General features: G+C 58.3%; 15 protein-coding genes and 1 tRNA gene. 5 read left to right on the top strand and 11 right to left on the bottom strand.

The annotated features are described in order from the left end of the window. The first annotated feature begins 35 nt into the window (after positions 1-35). A tRNA-Pro gene (locus O3675_RS05500) sits at positions 36-109 on the top strand. Positions 110-273: 164 nt separating this feature from the next. Here the strand turns inward: O3675_RS05500 and O3675_RS05505 are convergent. Beyond that, entirely contained in the window at positions 274-1,407 is a 1,134-nt protein-coding gene (locus O3675_RS05505; protein WP_371571447.1) for a hypothetical protein, read from the bottom strand. 374 nt (positions 1,408-1,781) lie between these two features. On the opposite strand from O3675_RS05505, the gene O3675_RS05510 reads away from it, so the two are divergent. After that, positions 1,782-3,341, top strand: a complete 1,560-nt coding sequence (locus tag O3675_RS05510; protein WP_294626185.1) for a cation:proton antiporter — start codon at positions 1,782-1,784, stop codon at positions 3,339-3,341. A 641-nt stretch (positions 3,342-3,982) separates the two neighbouring features. Then, a complete protein-coding gene (locus O3675_RS05515) occupies positions 3,983-5,542 on the top strand; it encodes a molybdopterin-dependent oxidoreductase (protein WP_005504634.1) in 1,560 nt (519 codons plus the stop codon). A gap of 216 nt (positions 5,543-5,758) precedes the next feature. Here O3675_RS05515 and O3675_RS05520 read toward each other — a convergent pair whose 3' ends face one another. From O3675_RS05520 to O3675_RS05530, 3 genes are read right to left on the bottom strand one after another with little or no spacing between them, the layout of a single operon-like run. Beyond that, entirely contained in the window at positions 5,759-6,403 is a 645-nt protein-coding gene (locus O3675_RS05520) for an LUD domain-containing protein (protein ID WP_049351951.1), read from the bottom strand. After that, positions 6,403-8,031 carry a lactate utilization protein B gene (locus tag O3675_RS05525; RefSeq protein WP_070593815.1) on the bottom strand — a complete coding sequence of 543 codons (1,629 nt, stop codon included), beginning with the start codon at positions 8,029-8,031 and terminating at the stop codon, positions 6,403-6,405. The genes O3675_RS05520 and O3675_RS05525 overlap by 1 nt, the downstream gene beginning before the upstream one ends. A 16-nt stretch (positions 8,032-8,047) precedes the next feature. Further along, positions 8,048-8,842 carry a (Fe-S)-binding protein gene (locus O3675_RS05530; RefSeq protein ID WP_005504630.1) on the bottom strand — a complete coding sequence of 265 codons (795 nt, stop codon included), beginning with the start codon at positions 8,840-8,842 and terminating at the stop codon, positions 8,048-8,050. Positions 8,843-9,685: 843 nt separating this feature from the next. Here O3675_RS05530 and O3675_RS05535 point away from each other — a divergent pair. Then, the gene (locus O3675_RS05535) at positions 9,686-11,359 is read left to right on the top strand and encodes an L-lactate permease (protein WP_371571450.1); all 1,674 of its coding nucleotides are present in this window, start codon (positions 9,686-9,688) and stop codon (positions 11,357-11,359) included. 221 nt (positions 11,360-11,580) lie between these two features. Beyond that, positions 11,581-12,444 (top strand): FadR/GntR family transcriptional regulator, encoded by an 864-nt coding sequence (locus O3675_RS05540; protein WP_005508239.1) that lies wholly within the window; start codon positions 11,581-11,583, stop codon positions 12,442-12,444. A 109-nt stretch (positions 12,445-12,553) separates the two neighbouring features. Here the strand turns inward: O3675_RS05540 and O3675_RS05545 are convergent, their stop codons facing one another. The 7 genes from O3675_RS05545 to purD form a co-directional block, all read right to left on the bottom strand. Then, positions 12,554-13,711 carry an ABC transporter permease gene (locus O3675_RS05545; RefSeq protein ID WP_371571452.1) on the bottom strand — a complete coding sequence of 386 codons (1,158 nt, stop codon included), beginning with the start codon at positions 13,709-13,711 and terminating at the stop codon, positions 12,554-12,556. Further along, positions 13,712-14,488 (bottom strand): ABC transporter ATP-binding protein, encoded by a 777-nt coding sequence (locus tag O3675_RS05550; protein WP_371571453.1) that lies wholly within the window; start codon positions 14,486-14,488, stop codon positions 13,712-13,714. It abuts the gene before it with no gap. Position 14,489: 1 nt separating this feature from the next. Continuing rightward, complete coding sequence (locus O3675_RS05555; protein ID WP_294456321.1) at positions 14,490-15,704, bottom strand: peptidoglycan-binding protein; 1,215 nt, start codon at positions 15,702-15,704, stop codon at positions 14,490-14,492. A 196-nt stretch (positions 15,705-15,900) separates the two neighbouring features. After that, entirely contained in the window at positions 15,901-16,803 is a 903-nt protein-coding gene (locus tag O3675_RS05560) for a hypothetical protein (RefSeq protein WP_005504617.1), read from the bottom strand. Positions 16,804-16,896: 93 nt separating this feature from the next. After that, a complete protein-coding gene (locus O3675_RS05565) occupies positions 16,897-17,229 on the bottom strand; it encodes a hypothetical protein (protein ID WP_060824319.1) in 333 nt (110 codons plus the stop codon). A 468-nt stretch (positions 17,230-17,697) separates the two neighbouring features. Beyond that, positions 17,698-18,624, bottom strand: a complete 927-nt coding sequence (locus O3675_RS05570; RefSeq protein ID WP_314067051.1) for a phosphoribosylaminoimidazolesuccinocarboxamide synthase — start codon at positions 18,622-18,624, stop codon at positions 17,698-17,700. 259 nt (positions 18,625-18,883) lie between these two features. After that, on the bottom strand, positions 18,884-20,167 hold the full coding sequence (gene purD, locus O3675_RS05575) for a phosphoribosylamine--glycine ligase (protein ID WP_371571456.1): 1,284 nt from the start codon (positions 20,165-20,167) through the stop codon (positions 18,884-18,886). Positions 20,168-20,179: the final 12 nt, after the last annotated feature.

The raw sequence follows: 20,179 nt of genomic DNA on the forward strand, positions 1-20,179 counted from the left end.
TGAGTTGCCTACGGTATTCGCTGATAGGTCAACATCGGGATGTGGCGCAGCTTGGTAGCGCGCGTCGTTCGGGACGACGAGGTCGCAGGTTCAAATCCTGTCATCCCGACAGCTAGCCCCGGTCCACTGGACCGGGGCTTTGTCGTACCCGCAGTATTTCTGTTGCAGACTCCTAGGCAGATTCTGTTGCAGATGTTGAGCACATAGAGGCGACCCCCTCCCCGCGCAGAAACGCGGGCGAGGGGGTCGCTTTCGTATTGAGTTCAGATTCGGTTAGCCGCGCCCGGAGATGAGGGCGAGAATCGCCTCCAGGGGGCCGCGTCCGGCAATGGAGCGTGCCATGCGCGACCAGAGGGTGCAGAAACCCAGGGCGATAACAGCGCCGAGCAGTAGGAAGGCGCTCCAGTACACGGCGGTGCCCCAGCCTCCGGTGGCGACGTAGTGCTCGCCGACGGTGAATGCCTTGATGGTGGGTCCGGCGTAGATGATGATTCCGCTCAGCACAATGGAGGCGCTCAGCGACATCTGGCCCAGGCGGGCGATGGGGGTGAGCATTCCGGCCTGCGCGGAGAGCAGGCGCGCGCATTCTGCCCAGAAGTAGAGGGTTGCCGCCAGGTTCAGGGTCAGCAGCACCTGCGGGCTGTTGAGGAAGCCTAGCTCCGTGTAGGGGTTGAAGGTGCGGTAGACGGCGAGCGCCAGTACGGCGAGTACGACGGGGATTGCGAGCTTTGCCTGCAGGTTGTCGTAGAGGCGCACGAGCACAATGCCCAGGCACATGACCCAGATGAGCTGGGCGCTTTGGGCGTGGTTGACGCCGTGGCTCGCCAGGAAGGGCAACTGAACGGCGGTCCACGCATCAGCCTGGGCGGCTACGTCCATGAGGAGGGTGTAGGTCCAGGTGATGAAGGGGCTGGTCAACACCGCAAGCACTGCGACTGCCCACAGGGGCAGGTGCACGACAAATAGGGTCAGCAGGGTGAGTAGTGCCAGGTGCACGAGCATGTCGAAGGGCAGGGAGTAGGAGAAGCCCTGCACGGGTACGGTCACGCCGGCTAGCGGCAGGTAGGTGATGCCCTGCATGAGCGCCACGCCCAGCAGTAGTAGCGCGAGGAATCGTACGATGGTTCCGGCGAAGAGTTGCGGGAAGTTCGCGGTGCGTGCGTACCGCCAGGCGGCGGCACCGAGGATTGCGGCAAAGAGCGGTTCTGCCGGTACGAGAGTCTGCGGAATCCAGAACTTCCAGGAGACCGGGATCAATTGCAGCCAGTATCCGAAGGGGATGAGCAGGCTGAGCACGGCGAAGGCGCGGGCGAGGTCGAGCCCGAGGTCGCGTCGGGTGCCTCCGAGGGAGGCGGCGCGTGCCCCGCTGCTGACGGTGGGGATGGGTTGTGTGCGCCCTGCTGCCATGTCCTCGCTCCTTGTAGTGCCGTGTTTGAGAGTCTGTGCGCCCTGCCAGGGTGTGTGCCCTGCTAGGGGATGTGCGTTGCCAGGGTATTGCCTACCCGGTGGTGTGTGCCGGATGCGCTGGCATAGGTGTTAAGTGTAACGGTGGAAGCTGTGTCTGCTCGGGTGGTGGCGCGGAGGTTTTGCTCTCATACCGTGTCTCTGTCGGCTGCTGGCTGGAGCTTCTTGCCCTGTTGGTGATGTTCAAGTGTTGTTGCACGAGGTTAGGTGTGTACCATTGGTACGTTCTTAAAGGTGGGGCAATCCCGCGGGAGCATGATTTCGCTCCTTTTACTGTCCCAAACGCGCCCCACCTGCACACACCACGTTGAGGTTTTATGTTTTCGACTTTTTCCCCGCTTTTCTTGACGGATTTGGGGGCGTCTGGTGCTCTTCTTGCTTCGGGTACGACTCTGTCGGAAGGGTCGAGCCACGATAGCGGCCAGTTTGTGTCCATTTTCTGGATTACGTTGGTTGCGTTGCTGTCGCCGATTCTTTCGCGGCTGACGGGCAAGAAGATCCCTGATGTGGTTTTCCTGCTCATTTTTGGTCTGCTGATTGGCCCGAATATGCTCAACCTTGCCAGCAGTGAGGGCGGTATCCCGCTGCTGAAGGAGCTGGGCTTGGGTATGCTCTTTTTGATTGCGGGCTTTGAGATTAACGTGTCGTCGTTGCGTAGCCGTCAGGGTTATAGCGCTATTGCCACGTGGGTGGTGTGCTTTGCTCTGGGCATGACGGGTGCGGCGGTTATTACGTCGTTCTCGCATGAGCTGAATACGTATATTGCGGTGGGCGTGGCGTTGAGTTCCACGGCCTTGGGCACGCTATTGCCGATGTTGAAGTCTCACGGTGCTGCCGGTACGCCGGTGGGTAATGCGGTGCTGGTGCACGGTGCGGTGGGTGAGCTTCTGCCGATTTTCGCTATTTCGCTGCTGCTGTCTTCGCGTTCGCCGGGCATGGCGATCGTGGTGTTGCTGGCGTTTATGGTGGTGGCGGTGATTGTGGCGTTGATTCCGCATCGTCTGTTTGCGCATGTGCCGGGTCTGCGTCAGATTATGGCTGCGGAGGCGAATACGACCGGTCAGACGGTTCTGCGTCTTGCGATGTTCCTGCTGGCGACCTTGATCATGTGCACTGCCCTCTTTGATTTGGATGCGGTGCTCGGTGCCTTTGCGGCGGGCCTGATTTTGCGTACCCTGACCCCTCCAGCGGCTTTGCATATGATGACTCGCCGCCTTGAGGTGGTTGGTTTTACGTTCATGATTCCGCTGTTCTTCGTGGTCAGCGGTATGGGCATTGATGTCTCTGCTGTGGTGGCTAAGCCTTTGGGTCTGCTTGCCGTGGTGGTGGGTATTCTGCTGTGCCGCGGCGTTCCGGTTCTTTTGGCGGAGCATTTCTTCGATACCCGTTCGGGGTTGACTACTCGCGCGCAGAAGGCGCAGTTGGCGTTGTATTCGGCTGCGGGTCTGCCGATTATTGTGGCGGTGACAGAGGTTGCGACCAGTTCGGATCTTTTGGAGGAGTCCACGGCGTCGCTGCTGGTTGCCGGCGGCGCGCTGACGGTTCTGTTGTTCCCGCTATGGGCGTTGGGTATTCGTCAGGCGTTTGGTTCTGGTCAGCCGATTCAGCAGGAGCCGAGCCGTAAGGAGCAGATGAATGCGTTGAAGGCTCAGCGTAATGCGCAGGCGAAGCTTGCCACAGGCATGATTCCGGTGGTTCGTTTGAAGTCCCAGCCTGGCTCCGAGCCCCAGCTTGATTCTGAGACCCAGCCCGAATCTGAGTCCCCGGCTGATGCTCAGCCCGGTTCTGCCGAGGCTACGGGCGCTTCCGCTGGTTCTAGCGTTGCGTCTCGAGCAGCCTCTCGGGCTGAGGCAAAGAAGCGTAGCAAAGAAGCGTAAGGGTTCTGCGGAGAATACGGGTTCTGCAGAGATCTAGCAGCGGCTACGGTTGCGGTTCGACATTTCAAGATCGGGTACGAACCGGTTTGAGCGGGTACCCCGCTTACAGTCACCCCAACCTTATGTGGGATTGAATTTATAAAACCACACAATACCAGGCAGCTAAAGCCCTGCAAACCAACATGCATCCCACATATAGGATCAAAACCCACCGCATCCCCTCCTGAGGCTGCGGTGGGTTTTTTGCGCCCGAAAGACCCTATAAACCGCGGAAAGATGAGAATCTTCCTTAAATTCGGATTTTTTATGCAAATATTACAGAACATGACGTGTCTTAGCTTTCACGACTGACACTTTGTCCTATAAAATTGAAAGCGGACAGGGAATTTCCCTAAAACACACATAAACAAACATACATACACAGAGTCGCTTCCGCCCCAGCGGGAGCTGGAGCACCTCCCCTCTCACACACGGGAGGCGCCCCTTTCGGGAGTATCCGTGACGATACCCCCGGCGGCTCCCAACCACGGAGGAGGATCATATGGGTCAGAAAGGTAATTATTTCTAACCTCACATCTCAAAGGCCTCGCACTGAATCCTAAAGATTGTCTGCACACACAGTCATTTCCGAAGGAAATATCATGCACCAACTACTCCTCACCGCGAGCACTGGTGGCGTAGAGCTGGACTTCCCGGCCTGGCTCCGAATTACGCACTTTATCAACTTCATTATGATGGGCTTCCTGATTCGTTCAGGTTGGGAAGTTCTCGCCTCTCACCCCCGCCTGTACTGGAACAACCACTGCACCCCGGGTTCTGAGTGGATTAAGTTCACCAAGGACAAGGTCCCTACCACCCCCGGCGCATTTACTGCGCGCGATGACCAGCGCACCCTGTCTCCCCTGATTTCTCTGCCCGGTAAAGCCCAGATTGGTCTGGGCCGCGCATGGCACGCACTGGTCACCGTCATCTGGATCGTTAACGGTCTGGTATATGTCTCCCTGCTGTTCCTGACCGGTCAGTGGCGCCGCATCGTCCCGACCAGCTGGGACATCATCCCGCAGGCGTGGGAATCCATCCAGATTTACGCTGGCTTCCAGATTCCCTCGATTGAGCATTTCCAGCCGTACGACGCTCTGCAGCAGATTATGTACTTCACCGTGGTGTTCATCGTGGCACCGCTGATGATTGCAACCGGCCCGATTATGAGCCCGGCATTCTGCGGCCGCTTCCCCGGCTACGTGCGCCTCTTCCGTAACCGCCAGACCGCGCGTTCCATCCACTTCCTGGGCATGGCGTTCTACTGCGTCTTCACCGTCATTCACGTGGCGCTGGTGTTCGTGGTTCACCCCCAGTACAACATCGCCCACATGATGCTGAACAAGCCCTACAACGAGGTGGACGCAGCACAGTTCGCTCAGGCAGTCACCATGCTCATTGGCGGCATTGTCTTCGCTGTGGCTCTGTGGATTTTCGCATCCTACTGGTCCCTGCGCGACCTGCGATTCACCCAGACCTTCATTTGGGGTCTGACCCAGCCGATTCGTAACGTCCTGCTGGACCGCATCACCTCCCGCCAGGTGCAGAAGAAGACCTTCACCGATGCCGATATTTCTCCCTTCCACTGGGTTAACACTCGCCCGCCGACCGAGCGTGAGAGCACCGAGTGGAACCGCCTGAAGGAGCACGAGTTCGTTGACTACCGCCTGGAGCTGGGCGGCCTGGTGAAGGAATCCAAGTCCCTGAGCATTGACGAGCTCAAGCAGCTGGGCAAGGAAGTCAACATCACCATGCACACCTGCATGCAGGGTTGGACCGGCATCGCCAAGTGGGAGGGCGTGCGCCTGCGCGACGTTCTCGCACTGGTCGAGAAGACCGACGAGGCACGCTACGTTATGGTGACCTCCTTCGGCCACGTGGGCCACACCTACGACGGCCGCCCGACCGAACCCTACTACGAGTGCCTGGACATCTCCATGGCAATGGAAGATGAGACCATCCTGGCGTGGGGCATGAACGACAAGCCCCTGCCCGATGTGTACGGTGGCCCGCTCCGTCTGCGTGCGGACTCCATGCACGGCTACAAGATGGTCAAGTGGGTTCAGAAGATCGAGTGGATCAAGGACTACCACGATGTTGGCGATGGCCAGGGCGGTAGCCGCGAGGACTCCGGTCTGCAGCACTTCGACGCACGCGCCTAAGCACCTTTACGGGGCGCTACGACGCTAACCGTCGATACACCACCCTATAAAGCACAGAACGGTGGCGGGAAACATGAGCCCGCCACCGTTCGCTTATCTTCTCCGCCGCTTTCTACTGCTCTGAAAGATGCAGAAGCCAAGAGGGCATAAAGAAACCGCCCGGGAGCCTTAGCTCTCGGGCGGTTTCTTTAGAGGTTTGCCTTCTGGCGCTTTACCTTAGGCGTCGTAGATGATGACGTCCAGGGTACGGGGGCCGTGCACGCCCTCCACGCGGATCAGCTCGATATCACTGGTTGCCGACGGACCGGAAATCATGGTCACGGGGCGGGTGTAGGTGATACGCTCGATCGACTCGGGAACCAGCTCCACCACGGTGGAACGGGGCACCACGCAGATGTGGTGGTCGGGCACCAGGGTGATGGCGCGGCGACCCTCATCGGGGTTGGTGTTCAAGAAGATCGTGCCGGTCTCTGCGCAGGAGACGGTCGAACCGGTCACCACAGCGTCAACTGCGTCCAGTTCCTTCAGGGTCAGGCAGCCGGGCTTGAGGGTGCTACCGGAGTCGGTGACGCGCTTGCGGTCAGCGGTGTCAGCCGGCAGCCACTCCATGTTCAGGCCCTCGGGAACCACGTAAGTGGACTTTTCGCCCAGGCGTTCTGCGATGACCTCAGAGATGTTCTCCTTGTTCGCGTGGAACACGTTTGCCTTGTAGTCAATGAGGCGGTCGACGAGCATCTCAATGGTCTGCTCTTCGTTCAGCTCGCTGACGCGGCGGTAGTTACGTACGGGCTCGGGGGCGACGGGTGCGTCAGCCAGGGACGAGCGGATACGTGCGAGGATATCTTCCTTAGCAGAGGACATTAGTTGTTCTCCTTAGCTTCACGGGCTTCCTGAGCAGCCTTAGCGTTTGCAGCCGCTTCAGCTGCCTTACCCTTGTTAGCCTCGATGAGGGCCTGAATGTCAACGCGCTGTGCGTTATCGCGTGCCGGAGCCTGACCCTTCTCCTTCTTCCACCAGTTGCGGAAGGATTCCTTGGGGGGCTCGGGGATGTCGCGGTATGCGGTCCAGCCGCCGACGATACCGGGAACAGCGGTGATCTTGTGCTTGCGGCCGCTAATGAGGCGGGACATGGGCAGACCACGTTCTGCAATCGACATCATCTTGCCGGAGGTGAAGAGCTTCTTCGCACCGAGCATCATGCCGTCCATCTGCGAGAAGGGAGCCTTCTTGTTGCCCTCGAACTCGCGGATAGCGTGCTTGGACTCGACGTCCTTAGCGCGCAGGTGCACGAGGACCTCGGGGAAGTTAATCTTCACGGGGCAGACCTCGTAGCATGCGCCACAGAGGGAGGATGCGTACGGCAGGGAGTTGTTCTCTGCAGCCTCGATACCGGAGAGCTGCGGGGACAGAATCGCGCCGATGGGGCCCGGGTAGGTGGAGCCGTAGGCGTGACCGCCTGCGCGCTCGTATACGGGGCACACGTTCATGCAAGCGGAGCAGCGGATGCAACGCAGTGCCTGGCGGCCCAGCTCGTCGGACAGAACGGCGGTACGGCCGTTGTCGATGAGGATGACGTGCATGTTCTGCGGGCCGTCACCGGGGGTCACACCGGTCCACATGGAGGTGTAGGGGTTCATGCGCTCACCGGTGGAGGAGCGGGGCAGCAGCTGCAGGAATGCCTCGTAGTCCTGGAAGGTGGGCAGAATCTTCTCAATACCCATGAAGGTAATGAGGGTGTCGGGCAGGGTCAGGCACATACGGCCGTTACCTTCGGACTCCACGATGGTCAGGGTACCGGTCTCAGCAATACCGAAGTTGGTGCCGGAGACTGCCACGGTGGTGTTCAGGAACTTGTTACGCAGACGGTTACGCGATGCCTCTGCCAGTTCTGCCGGCTCATCGGTGATGTCCGGGTTAATACCCTCAATTTCGCGCAGGAAGATGTCGCGGATTTCGCGGCGGTTGCGGTGAATTGCGGGCACCAGAATGTGGGAGGGGCGGTCGTGGCCGAGCTGGACGATTTCTTCCGCGAGGTCGGTCTCAATAGCGTTGATGCCGTTTTCCTCGAGGAATTCGTTCAGGCCGGTCTCTGCGGTTGCCATGGACTTAATCTTGATGATTTCGTCCACGCCCTGCTCGCGGATCAGGTCCAAAGCAATCTGGTTTGCCTCGGTGGCGTTGCGTGCCCAGTGCACGTGGCCGCCTGCGGCAGTGAAGTTACGCTCGAACTGTTCGAGCAGCTCGGGCAGGTTCGCCAGAACGTAGTTCTTGACGGACTCACCGGTGTTACGCAGGTCCTGCCAGTCGGGCACCTCTGCGGTGACGCGTGCGCGCTTGTTACGGATCGCGTGGGTCACGAAGCGCAGGTTGGCGCGTAGCTGCTCGTTCTTGAGCTCTTCCTTCGCGTACTTGGGGAAGGGGGTTTCTTCGAAAATGTTGCCCTCGCCGTAGTGAACGACCTTGGGCATACCAAGCTGAATAGCGGTCATGAGGTCTTATCTTTCCTTAGCCGATCGAGAGCTCGACGCGCTCGGAGTTAATCTTGAGCGGGTTTTCCTTGGTGGATGCGAGGATCTCAGCGAAGTGGATGGTCTGAACGTCCGAGCCGCGACGCATCAGCGCACCGCCGATGTTCATCAGGCAGGAGCAGTCGCCGCCGGTACAGACGGAAGCACCGGTTGCTTCAACGTTGTCTGCCTTGTCGTTGACCATTGCGCCGGAGACGTCAGCGTTCTTGAAGGAGAAGGTACCACCGAAGCCGCAGCACTGGTCCATGCCCTCGAGCTGGGTGTACTTGATGCCTTCGACGGTGCGGACCAGGTCCTGCTGGCGGGTGCCCAGGCCGAGCATACGCATACCGTGGCAGGAGCTGTGGTAGGTGACGTGCTCGGGGAAGTAGGAGCCGAGCTGCTCGGCAGCGTTGGTGATGCCCAGGATGTCGATTAGCAGCTGGGAAAGCTCGAAGGTGCGGGAAGCGATCTGCTCTGCCTTCAGAGCCAGCGCTTCGTCGCCGCGGCTACGTGCGACCATTGCCTGCTGGTGACGCAGGGAAGCAACGCAGGAGCCGGAGGGTGCAACAGCTACGTCCCAGTCCCAGGAGTCGAAAGCTTCAACGTGGTTCTTGATGACTTCGTAACCGTCATCGAAGTAGCCGGAGTTGACGTGCATCTGAGAGCAGCAGGTCTGGTTCGGGGGGAAGACAACCTCGTGGCCCAGGCGCTCAAGAATTTCGACGGTGGCGCGTGCTACGCGGGGGTACATGCCGTCAACGATGCACGTGGAGAAGAGTGCAATGCGCATGACTTGTCCGTCCTTTCCTCTGTGTTCAGAGTTTCTCGGTCTCACCGCCTGCGTCTGGGGCAGGCGGGGCACAGTCCGAACAAGTTCGGTCTTCCAAAGAAGCGACTCAGATGTATTGAGTCGGGGAAGCTGGGCCGGATGGTTCCGGCTAATGTGCGCGCCCCAAGTGGAGGTGGGATGCGGTGGGATCAGAAACCGTGGTGATGTCTTTTATCTTTCTAGCCATTTAACACCGTTGGACGGCTTTTCTCTAGTTGGAATAGCACATACTTTCCTTGTTAAATAACCGGTTAGGTCGACCTGACCTTAAGGTATATTTCCCTACCTTCCGGTACATGTGACCTCATCTCCCATGCACCCCCCGTAAGACCCCTATATTCTTTTCGCAGATTGAACATTTATCAAACACACAGAAGTGGACCATAAACCCCCTAGAAATCCGCCGTTCTGAAGATTTTATGGTTGTTTTATGGGGCTTTTCCTTTTTAAAACAACATTCTTTTCGGGTATATGCGTCCAAATGAAGACTCTCCCCTGGGTAAACCAATGACCCATACACCCAACTCGTGATGTATCTGAAAATATTCGAGTTTCAGAACCTGGAATTAACTATCAGAACCGCAATATTTCGGCAGTTTCACTGGAAGCGAGCCCAGGTTCCGGTCGCCTTCCACAAAAATGAGTCAGGTCACTTTTGGTGAATCACCACATTATCCGGTACTCTTCTAAACATGCGATCAATGGTCTGACCACATCCCCATGCAGGGAACAATGACTCGTTCCCCACAGAATTATCTATGGTCTGACCACACACAAAACACACCCTGAACCAAAGGAGTTCCAGTGGAAACTTATACCGCTGTAACCAATGCAGTGGGAGGTAGCCTCGGCCTCAGCGCGCTCGTGGCAACCATTCCCCTCCTCACCTTCTTTGTGATGCTACTGGGCGTTAAGGCACGCGCTCACTGGTCCGCACTCGTGGCACTGGCAGCATCCATCCTCGTAGCAGCGCTGGGCTTCCACATGCCCGCTGACCTCGCCGGCCTGAGCGCCGTCCGCGGCGCCATCTACGGCCTGGTCATCTGCTGGGTGATTCTGGGCGCCATCTGGTTCTACCAGATCACCGTTCTCTCCGGTCGATTCGAAGACCTGCGCCGCGTCTTCGACCGCCTCGGCGGCGGCGACCTGCGCATCCAGGCTATCCTCATCGCATTCTGCTTCGGTGGTCTGCTCGAGGCACTGGCTGGCTTCGGCGCTCCCGTTGCAATTACCGCAACCATGATTCTGGCACTGGGCGTCAAGCCCCTCAAGGCTGCTATCACCGTTCTGCTCGCTAACACCGCACCCGTGGCATTCGGCGCGGTTGCTGTCCCGATTACCACCGCAGCTGACGTCGGCGGCAAGGACCCACACGTTATCGCAACCATCGTTGGTCACCAGGCTCCGTTCCTGGCAATGCTCGTTCCGCTCATCCTGCTCGTCATCCTCGACGGCATGAAGGGCCTGAAGGACGCTTGGCTGCCCGCACTGGTCATCGGCGTTTCCTTCGCTATCGCACAGTGGGTCACCGCCGCTACCCCCGCATACAACCTGACCGACGTTGTTGCCTGCATCGTCTCCATGGGCGTTGCCGTGATCTTCCTGCAGTTCTGGAAGCCGCGCGGCGTCGAGGGCGTTCGTGAACGCTACGGCCTGCCCGCACAGGCTGAAGAGAAGGAAGCTCTGCCCGCCGTTCGCGTCTGGATGGCACTGCTGCCCTACGTCATCGTCGTTGCAATCTTCGGTGTTGCTAACCTGCACGCTGGCCTGAAGGCATGGCTGAAGAGCTTCGTCATCAAGATTGATATCCAGGCTCTGAGCTCCCGCCTCGTCACCGCTGACGGCAAGCCCGTCAAGGACGCTGTCTACAACTTCGCGTGGATGTCCAACCCCGGCACCCTGCTGATCATTTCCGGTCTGGTTGTTGCTGTGGTCTACTTCTTCTTCAACGAGAAGGGCCGCTACGCCTTCAAGTTCCCGGCAATCTTCACCGAGTTCGGTTCCGTTGTCTACCGCATGCGCTGGTCCATCCTGACCATTGCTTCGGTTCTGGCACTGGCATACGTCATGAACTTCTCCGGTCAGACCATTGCTATGGGTACCTTCCTGGCAGGCCTGGGCACCGTCTACGCGTTCCTCGCACCGGCTCTGGGCTGGATCGGTACCGCTGTGACCGGTTCGGACACCAGCGCGAACGCACTGTTCTCCAAGCTGCAGGTGTCTGCTGCTGAGAACCTGCAGCACGCAGGTATCCACGGCGCAACCCCCGAGCTCATGCTGGCTGCTAACACCACCGGTGGTGTGGTCGGTAAGATGATCTCCCCGCAGTCGCTGGCTATTGCTGCTACCTCCGTGGACATGGAAGGCAAGGAATCCGACATCCTCAAGGCTGTCCTCCCCTGGTCCTTCGCTATGCTCCTGTTCGTCTGCGTCCTGGTCTTCCTGCAGACCAACGTGCTGTCCTTCATGATTCCCTAATCTGAAGCTCAGGTTTTAGAGAGTTCCTGAAGCATCCGCTTCACGAACAGTAGGACATTCGCCCCGGTTTGACCGGAGGCCACAGCGGGGCGGCGTACCTTTCCGGTATCGCCGCCCCGCTTTTTATGCCCCTTATGACTCGATAGGTTGCCCCAATAGTTTGGGAGAACATGCTGAGTCGAGACTTCTTTTCGTTATCCGCCTCGTTATCAGGAGAGAGTATGCCTCGTTCTTTTGACGACACCCAGCCTGCAGAGGCGCCCCCTGTGGTTGAGCGCCAGCCGATTCTGGCGGACCGCAGCTACAGCATCATTCTGGAGACCTTTGAGCGGCGCCTGCGCCTGGGTGAGTTGCGTGTGGGCGATAAGCTCCCCTCCGAGCGTGAGCTGGCGGCACGGCACGGTATTTCCCGCCCCTCGGTCCGTGAGGGCCTTCGGGTTTTGAACGCGCTGGGTCTGATTCGTTCCAGCACGGGTTCGGGACCGAAGTCGGGCGCGATTATCATTTCTGAGCCGTCGGATGCGCTCAGCTGGGCGCTGCGCATGCACATTGCGACCCGCAGCCTGCCGGTGAAGGACGTTGTCTCAACCCGCCTGCTGCTGGAGGGTCCTGCGGCGCGTGCGGCGGCTGCCGCGCCGGACACACCGGAGCGTGCGGCGGCGCTGGAGCGGGCGCGCGTGCATCTGGCGGAGATGGATGAGCAGATCAGCGATGAGCGCTTCCATTTCTGCGATACGCGTTTTCACTATGAGCTGTCGAAGCTCGGCGGCAATATTGTGCTTGATACGGTTATTGACTCTCTGCACATGGCGACGATGAGTTATGTGCAGGAGGCGGTTCCTTTCCTGAAGGATTGGGAGGCGGTCAAGCGCACGTTGCAGCAGCAGCATTACGGCATTATTGAGGCGATTGCCTCTCACGATGAGCAGGCAGCCTATGAGCGGGTGTGCGAGCACATTACGTGGTTTTATTCGCTGTCTGACCGTGCTGCGGAGGAGCGGGCGCGGCAGCATCCGGCGCGGGATATTCTGCACGAGGATTTGTGCCACGAGAACGTACATGACGAAGACGTTCACGCCGGCTAGGCTTCGCCCCTCAATCGCATAAACCCACATAGCTAAAGGGTGGTGCCCCGGAAGAATGACCTTCCGGGGCACCACCCTTATGCGCCGAGCAATTATTTCAGCGGGGCAGTTATTGCAGCAGCTCAAGCGGCTGAACCTTCGTTGCCGCGTAGGCGGGCAATGCACCCGCCACGATGCCCACACCCAAGCCGAGGAAAGGAATCCCTAGGATAAGGGGCGGCAGAGATAGCGCCCAGCCGTTGAGAAGGCACACAACCCAGGAACCGAGAATACCGAGGATGAAGCCTCCAAGAGCGCCAAGGGCTCCGAGGAGAGCCGCCTCCGCCAGGAAGCTGACCGCCACATCTCGCCGTCCCAACCCTAATGCACGGTTAATGCCGATTTCCCTGCGGCGTTCCCAGACCGAAATCTGCATGGTCATCACAATGCCGAAGCTTGTCGAGACGATAAGAACCACCAGAATAATGGTCGTAAGAGCTCGGCTATCCTTCGTTAAGGAAGCACGAAGAGTCACCGGTGAAGGCGGAATCTCAATGTTTGTATCAACGGGGGCGCGTTGCGGATCGAGTACCTGCTTGAGCTGTTCCGCGACCGTATCTGCACTTCCTGGATTCACGATGACGTCCATACCGCGTTGCAGGGTGTGGGCTTGCGGCAAGAAAGTGGAGGTGGTCGGCAGAATAAGAGCGCTACTGAGAGCAGCGTTTTTGCCGCCGTCACGGATAATGCCGAGCACATAGGCTCGCATTCCGTTGACCTCAATCATGTTCCGCCCGGGCTCAGTGCTGACCCCTAGCTCCTTCGCGAGGGCAACGCCCAGATAGACGGTAGGCTCACCGGGGCGTTCGCGGGCAGGCTCCGAAAAGTGCCCCTCAACAATGTGCGCACCTCGTGCTTTCAAACCTGCTTCTGAAACGATTGCGAGGGGTGTCTGTTGGCCCTCATGCCCCGGCCTGTTGACCTGCGGACGCGTTGTCTGCGTATCAATGGTGACTGTACCGGCAGCTTTGACCTCTGGAACTTGGTTAACGCGCCAGAGCAGTTCATCCTCCGGTATATCCCAGGTCTGCGGCTGGAGGCGCACACCGAGCCGGGTGGAATCGTAACTGACCAGCTGCGAGCTCGTGTTGAGTGCTGACGACTCGCTGACGCCCACCAGCATGATGATGGTGGTTGTTCCCGCGAGCATCGCCAGTACCGTGAGCAGGTTGCGGCGCCAACGGCGAACAACTGCAAGGAGAGCGTAGTGAAGGTTGTTCCTTAGCATCTATCCTCCCCTGACAACGGGTTCTATGAGCGTTTGGTGGGCCGGTTCTTCGGGACGAGTGAGTTCGGGGCTAACGAGCATCCCATCGACCATGTGTAGCTGCCGGTCGCAGCGAGCCGCGATATCGGGTTCATGGGTGATGATGACCAGGCTTTGCTTCTCCGCACGGCCGGCGAGGAGCAGGTCCAACACCTTGTGAGAGTTTTCAGTGTCGAGGTTTCCTGTAGGCTCATCGCACAGTAGGATACGCGGGGCGCAAGCTAACGCACGCGCAACCGCGACTCGTTGCTGTTCACCACCGGACATGTTGCGTGGAAGAACCTCCAAACGGTGCCCCAAACCCACCTGTTCGAGTGCCTGCAACGCACGCTGATGTGCCTGACAGCCCGGTACGCCGCGCATCCGGAGGGTATGGGCAATGTTCTCGGTGGCGTTCAGATGAGCGATAAGGTGGTACGCCTGAAAGACAAAAGCGATGTGCTCACGGCGTGCTACAGTTCGCTCGGCGTCGCTGGCGGTGCCCATGTTTTGGCCCAATATTTTCAGCTCACCTTCGGAGGGCTGATCGAGTAGCCCGATGATAGAGAGGAGCGTAGATTTTCCGCTTCCGGAGGCACCGGTAATGGCCACCGATTCGCCTTCATGAATGCTGAGGGTTGCGTTTTTAAGCGCCCAGGTGGAGGGCGGGAAGAAACGCGCAATATTGTGGCACTCGATATTAGGTTTTGCGGCGGTAGCGCTCGTGGGGAGGGCACGTTCTGTCTCGTGATGAGGCATTTTAGCGCTCCTTCAGCTTCACGACGGTACCTGCCTTGAGTTCTGCAGCGGGGTTGACGAGCTCGCAGATTCCGGCGGAGCAGATGCCAAGGGTGACGGGAACGCTCTGACCGTTATCCAGGGTGATGGAGTGCGTTCCGTTTTCTTCGGTTTTGACGGCTGCTTCGAGCACCGCGAGGGCGTTTTCAGCGCCTCGGTTGAGAGTGACGGTTGCTTGAAAACGTGTTGATGCCGTCGTGTTTTCCGGCAAGTCGATTGTGATGGGGTAGCGTTTCCGCGCAGTAGCTCCCGGTGCGGAGGTATCGCTGTTAGGTCGCGCGCTGTTCTGCGCACCGTTGGAGGCACCTGCGTTAGCGCCGCCGTCAGCGTTAGTTGAGCCTTCGGGTGTGAGGGCCGCGCCCAGAGTGCCTTCGAGCGGGCTCCCGTTATCAGTAAGAATCTGGACTTTCTGTCCTTCAGCGAGTTCATTGCTGAGAGCGCTACCGTCCGCGGAGAGTACCAGACGGTATCCACCCGCGGATAGGGTGCACAGCGCCGGAGTTGAGGTTTGGCCTTTGGTACCGCAGCTGTTGTCTACGGTGTATTCATTGCCGTCAGCGAAGAGGTATTCAGAGAGCGGCAGGGCAGTGTTGTAGCGTCCTTCTTCGGTTCGGTCAGTATCCCCGGGAGGGTAGTAGCCACGATCCAGGTAGAAACGGTAGACAGCGTTGGCGGTTGCTTCGCCGTAGTTTCCTTCCTCATCCCAGATACTGTAGCCGAGCGATTCTAGAGCTTCTTGGAGCTGTTTAACATCATCGCCGCGAGCGCCTACGGCAAGGTCGCGGTAGGCGGGAATACTACCCTTGAACGCAATGATGGGACGCTCATTGATAGTGGTGATAATTGAGCCGTTACTCAGCTGGGTACCCGCCTTGGCGCCGTCCCTGGTCACCACTCCTTGAGGGGTTCCTACGGTGTAGCTTCGGGCGGGTGACACGCTGACTTCTCCCGAGTAGGTGCGGGTAACAGTCTGCGTGCTGATTCGGGTTGTTAGTTGCGCGGCGCGGGACGGCTGCGCATTGGATTCAACATTGGTGCGTAGCCCCGTATTAAGTGCGTAGATGGAGAACCCGCCGGTGATGACGAGCAGAATGACGAGCACCGGAACCAGGTAGGCGCGTATGGTTGCCGTCGTGGCGGCGCGGCGGGGGTTTTCTGAACTCTGCTGCGTGTTCATGGGTTCACCTTTCTGCGGTGAAATATGGGGCGGGACTAGGGGTAATTGCTGAGGGTAACAACGTGGCGGGGGTTGAATAAAGGGGTGTATCCTCTGCTCTCATCCGCGGGTGAACGCGGTTGAGAGCAGAGGACCGGTAGAAAATTTTCGCTAGAAAATGTCCAACGAGGAATCAGCGTTTACTGGTTGCCGTTGGCTAGTTGCCGTTGACTAGAGCTGCGGCACGCTCCTGTGCCTGACGTTCAATATCGCGTACTTCAAGGATGAGCGGCTCATGCTCATTGAGCCAGGTCGCAGCCTTTTCGTAGTAGATATTCTGTGCCTTAGTCAGGATTCCAGTAGACTTTTGGCAGTTGTAGTCAGCATGAGCTAGGGATTGCTCTTCCGCATTGGCGGCGGCATTGGCTGCCTTATACTTACCCCAGGTTTTCTCTGCGTAGCTGGGAGCATCTCCGAAGTGCTGGATATCGGTGTATCCGCTTTCTTTCATGCATGCACCGTAGGTGGTGTCATTACGGTAGTATTTCCCCATTTCTTCTACTGCGTTATTTTTGGATCCACCCACGATGAGCTCGTTAATGAAGTTGATGTATTTGAGGTAGTTTTCTGCTGAGCCAAAGACAGCCTCTGCCGCACGTCCCAGGCATGAATCTGTTGCCATGCCGGTCTGGGAACCGTTACTCATCGTGATGGTAACGGTTTTGCTGTCTGCGGCTTGGGGGTCGCCTTGAAATGCTTTCCGATATGCCGGGTTTTCCATCGCGGGTGCATTGCTGGAGCTAGCGTTGCCCTGCCGGGTGGATAAGTACCCTTGGGTGGCCGCTTCTTCGTTGGCGAAGTGGGCGTCACTCATCGCAAGTTCATGAACGGAGCTGCCGTCAATAATGTTCTGGCTACCGGAGTAGGTGAAGGACTTCTCACTCATGCACTTTTTGACTTCGTTAACGAGGGCCACGTTAATGTCCGGGGAGGGATTCTCGTAGCTTGCCAGGACATTGCGAATGTCTTGCTTAACTTCAACGGTGGTGGAGCAACTCGATACGCCCAGGCAACAGGCAATACCGATAAGGGCGAGGGGTGTGAAGGGCTTCTTTGCCATGGAGTTCACCTTTCTCAACAGTAAGGAGCAGGGAAGGTAGGAGCCTAAACCCTAAGAGTAGGCTCCTACCCTCTGACAGATGTAGTGTCGTAGTTACCGGGAAACTACATAATCAGTAGTGTCGTTGGCGGTATCACCAACATAGTAAAACACCTGTCCTGGGTTAATGTGGAAGGTAACATTGTTTCCCCACCAGTTAGTGTTAATACCCCTGAGATGGCCGCCGGTCCAGTTGGCTGCTGACGAAAGCATATTGTCGGGGACATCGATGAAGTTGCTGAAACCAGAACGAACCAGTTCACCCTTGAGACCAACATGGTCGTATGCGTGAAAATCAGCGTGAGCAGCGGGCATAGCTGCCCCAACCGACAAGGCGGCGGCAACGCCGATAGCGGACAACGCACGGACAAAAGTAGAACGCGACATAGCGAATCTCCTTATTGCTTAGGTAGGAGTCTGAATTACTGACCCCCATGAGTGGATATACCATCTTGTCGACATATAACTATTTACATCGATTCACCGCATAAAGGGGATCATGCAACTTACATATGTGATTTATTGCGTTTTATATAAAAAACGCAACTTGTTAGACGGTAGAAGAATCATAGCAAGGCTCTATATTTAGATGCAATGAAAATCTGCATCACCTGGCAGTGATTTAAATCACACATATATATGCATGTTCGTACCATATTAAGATAAATCCAGGAAGATTTAGTCTTCTAAAGACACTCCCGGTGAATACACACAACAAAGACAAGCGCAACAGCTAGGCTTCACCCCTCGACCCCATAACCCCACATAGCTAAAGGGCGGTGCCCCGAAAGAATGACCTTCCGGGGCACCGCCCTTTAGCTATCTCTAAGACTTATTCAGCCCGAAATATAGAGTTTAGAACTTCGTGCCGGTCAGACGCTCATACGCCTCAACGTAACGGGCACGAGTCTTCTCCACAACCTCCTCAGGCAGGTGCGGCACGTTATCCGAACCGTCCCAACCCGCCTCCGGGGAACGCAGCCAGTCACGCACATACTGCTTATCGAAGCTTGGCTGAGCGTGACCCGGCTCGTACTGCTGCGCGTCCCAGAAACGCGAAGAGTCCGGGGTTAGAACCTCATCGCCCAGGGTGATCTCGCCGCGGTACGAATCAGTACCGAACTCCATCTTGGTATCCGCCAGAATAATGCCCTGCTCGCGAGCAATCTTCTCCGCAGTGCTGTAAAGGCTCAGGCTCAGCTCCTCCAGGCGCTCACCCACCGGCTGACCAACCTCAGCGTACAGCTCCTCACGGGTCACCAGCTCATCATGCTCACCCACCTCAGCCTTACCGGTCGGAGTGAAAATCGGGGTCTCCAGGCGGGAACCGTCCACCAGACCCGCAGGCAGCTTCACACCAGCAATCTCACCGGTCTCGTTGTACACAGCCAAACCCGAACCGGTCAGGTAACCGCGCACAATGCACTCCACCGGGAACATGTTCAGGGAGCGGCAAATCATTGCTCGACCAGCCACAACATCCGGAACGTCAGTGGACAACACGTGGTTCGGAACCTGCTTAAGCTGCTCAAACCACCACAGGGACATCTGAGTCAGAATCTTGCCCTTATCCGGGATCTCGGTGGGTAGAATACGGTCAAACGCGCTAATACGGTCCGAGGCAACAACCATAACCGAACCGGCACGCAACTCAGCGTCATCATTGACGGTCAAGCCGGTAGCATCAAAACGTTCCTCATTCGGAACGTACAGGTCGCGGACCTTTCCGGAATAAATGTGAGTCCAGCCCGGGATTTCCACGGGGTTAGAACGAGAAGTCATGAGAATTTCTCCTGATGAGGTGGTGTGATGTGGATGCAAAAAGTCTGTGTAATTACAATACCGCGACAGGCGCGGCTCCCGATAGTGCCATCAGTCATCAATACGGCACAATCTTGAGAGCCCAACCTACCCCGGTCGCCGCCGACAGCACCCCGAGCCGAGGAAATGAACCCGGGAAAAGCTGAGGCTGCAAGAAGCGAGTGGCAAAGAAGCGACCGGCTCCCCCACCCTCAAGCGGGGAAGCCGGTCACCTTAGGTTTTAGCCGCGCGGGGCGGGAATGTGGATGCGGTTCTCCACAGCCTTCAGCGCGATATCGGTGCGGTACTGCGCGCCAGCCCAGGAGATAGCGCGAACGCCCTCGTAGGCGGCGTTACGGGCGGCAGCCAGGTCATCGCCGAGAGCAACAACAGCCAGCACACGACCGCCAGCAGTCAGCACACCCTCCTCGGATGCGACAGTGCCCGCGTGAATCACGTGCACGCCCTCCAGGGCGTTTGCCTCGTCCAGACCGGAGATGACGTCACCCTTGCGGGGAGTGCCCGGGTAGTTCTCAGCAGCCATAACCACGTCAACTGCGGTGCGGGGATCCCAATCCAGCTCGGTACCCTCAGAAATTTCACCGCGAGCAGCCGCGCGCAGCAGCTGACCCAGCGGGGTGCGCAGACGCGCCAGAACCGCCTGGGTTTCCGGGTCGCCAAAGCGGGCGTTGAACTCGATAACGCGCACGCCGCGGCTGGTCACAGCCAGACCGCAGAAGAGCACGCCCACGAACGGGGTGCCGCGTTCAGCCATACGGGCCACGGTCGGGCGGGCAACCTTCTCCACGACCTCCTGCACGAAGCCCTCGGGCAGCCAGGGAAGCGGGGTGTAGGCGCCCATACCGCCGGTGTTCGGGCCCTCGTCGTTATCAAAAATGCGCTTGAAGTCCTGAGCCGGGGACAGCGGCAGAACGTTCTTACCGTCAGAGATGACGAAGAGGGACACCTCGGGGCCGTTCAGGAACTCTTCGATGACCACGGTGCCGCCAGCGTTGAAGCAAGCCTGAGCGTGCTCCAGTGCCGCGGTGCGGTCCTCGGTCACCACAACGCCCTTACCCGCAGCCAGGCCGTCGTCCTTCACCACGTAGGGTGCACCGAACTCGTCCAGTGCAGCCTGTGCCTCAGCGGCGTTCGTTGCCACGTAGGCGCGGGCGGTCGGCACGGAAGCCTCTTCCATGACCTGCTTAGCGAAGGCCTTAGAACCTTCCAGCTGCGCGGCAGCTGCGGAGGGGCCGAAAACGTCAAAGCCCGCCTCACGCAGTGCGTCAGAAACACCGGCGACCAGCGGCGCCTCCGGGCCAATAACGACCAGGTCGGCGTTCAGTTCGCGTGCCAGGGCGGTTGCCTGGGCGGGGTCATTCGCATCAATTGCATGGACGGGAACATCCTGGGCAATGCCGGCGTTGCCGGGGGCGCTGTGCACCTCGGTTACCTCAGGGTCGCGCAGAAGCGCTCGAATAATTGCGTGTTCGCGGCCGCCGGGGCCCAGTACCAAAACCTTCATGCTATTCAGGGT

It is taken from the genome of Rothia sp. 27098_8_27, assembly GCF_041432805.1.
In the GTDB taxonomy this organism is placed as follows: Bacteria; Actinomycetota; Actinomycetes; order Actinomycetales; family Micrococcaceae; genus Rothia; species Rothia mucilaginosa.

Coding starts and splice junctions, on each gene's coding strand:
- O3675_RS05505 (WP_371571447.1), bottom strand. CDS start 1,407: ATGGCAGCAGGGCGCACACAACCCATCCCCACCGTCAGCAGCGGGGCA.
- O3675_RS05510 (WP_294626185.1), top strand. CDS start 1,782: ATGTTTTCGACTTTTTCCCCGCTTTTCTTGACGGATTTGGGGGCGTCT.
- O3675_RS05515 (WP_005504634.1), top strand. CDS start 3,983: ATGCACCAACTACTCCTCACCGCGAGCACTGGTGGCGTAGAGCTGGAC.
- O3675_RS05520 (WP_049351951.1), bottom strand. CDS start 6,403: ATGTCCTCTGCTAAGGAAGATATCCTCGCACGTATCCGCTCGTCCCTG.
- O3675_RS05525 (WP_070593815.1), bottom strand. CDS start 8,031: ATGACCGCTATTCAGCTTGGTATGCCCAAGGTCGTTCACTACGGCGAG.
- O3675_RS05530 (WP_005504630.1), bottom strand. CDS start 8,842: ATGCGCATTGCACTCTTCTCCACGTGCATCGTTGACGGCATGTACCCC.
- O3675_RS05540 (WP_005508239.1), top strand. CDS start 11,581: ATGCCTCGTTCTTTTGACGACACCCAGCCTGCAGAGGCGCCCCCTGTG.
- O3675_RS05545 (WP_371571452.1), bottom strand. CDS start 13,711: ATGCTAAGGAACAACCTTCACTACGCTCTCCTTGCAGTTGTTCGCCGT.
- O3675_RS05550 (WP_371571453.1), bottom strand. CDS start 14,488: ATGCCTCATCACGAGACAGAACGTGCCCTCCCCACGAGCGCTACCGCC.
- O3675_RS05555 (WP_294456321.1), bottom strand. CDS start 15,704: ATGAACACGCAGCAGAGTTCAGAAAACCCCCGCCGCGCCGCCACGACG.
- O3675_RS05560 (WP_005504617.1), bottom strand. CDS start 16,803: ATGGCAAAGAAGCCCTTCACACCCCTCGCCCTTATCGGTATTGCCTGT.
- O3675_RS05565 (WP_060824319.1), bottom strand. CDS start 17,229: ATGTCGCGTTCTACTTTTGTCCGTGCGTTGTCCGCTATCGGCGTTGCC.
- O3675_RS05570 (WP_314067051.1), bottom strand. CDS start 18,624: ATGACTTCTCGTTCTAACCCCGTGGAAATCCCGGGCTGGACTCACATT.
- purD (WP_371571456.1), bottom strand. CDS start 20,167: ATGAAGGTTTTGGTACTGGGCCCCGGCGGCCGCGAACACGCAATTATT.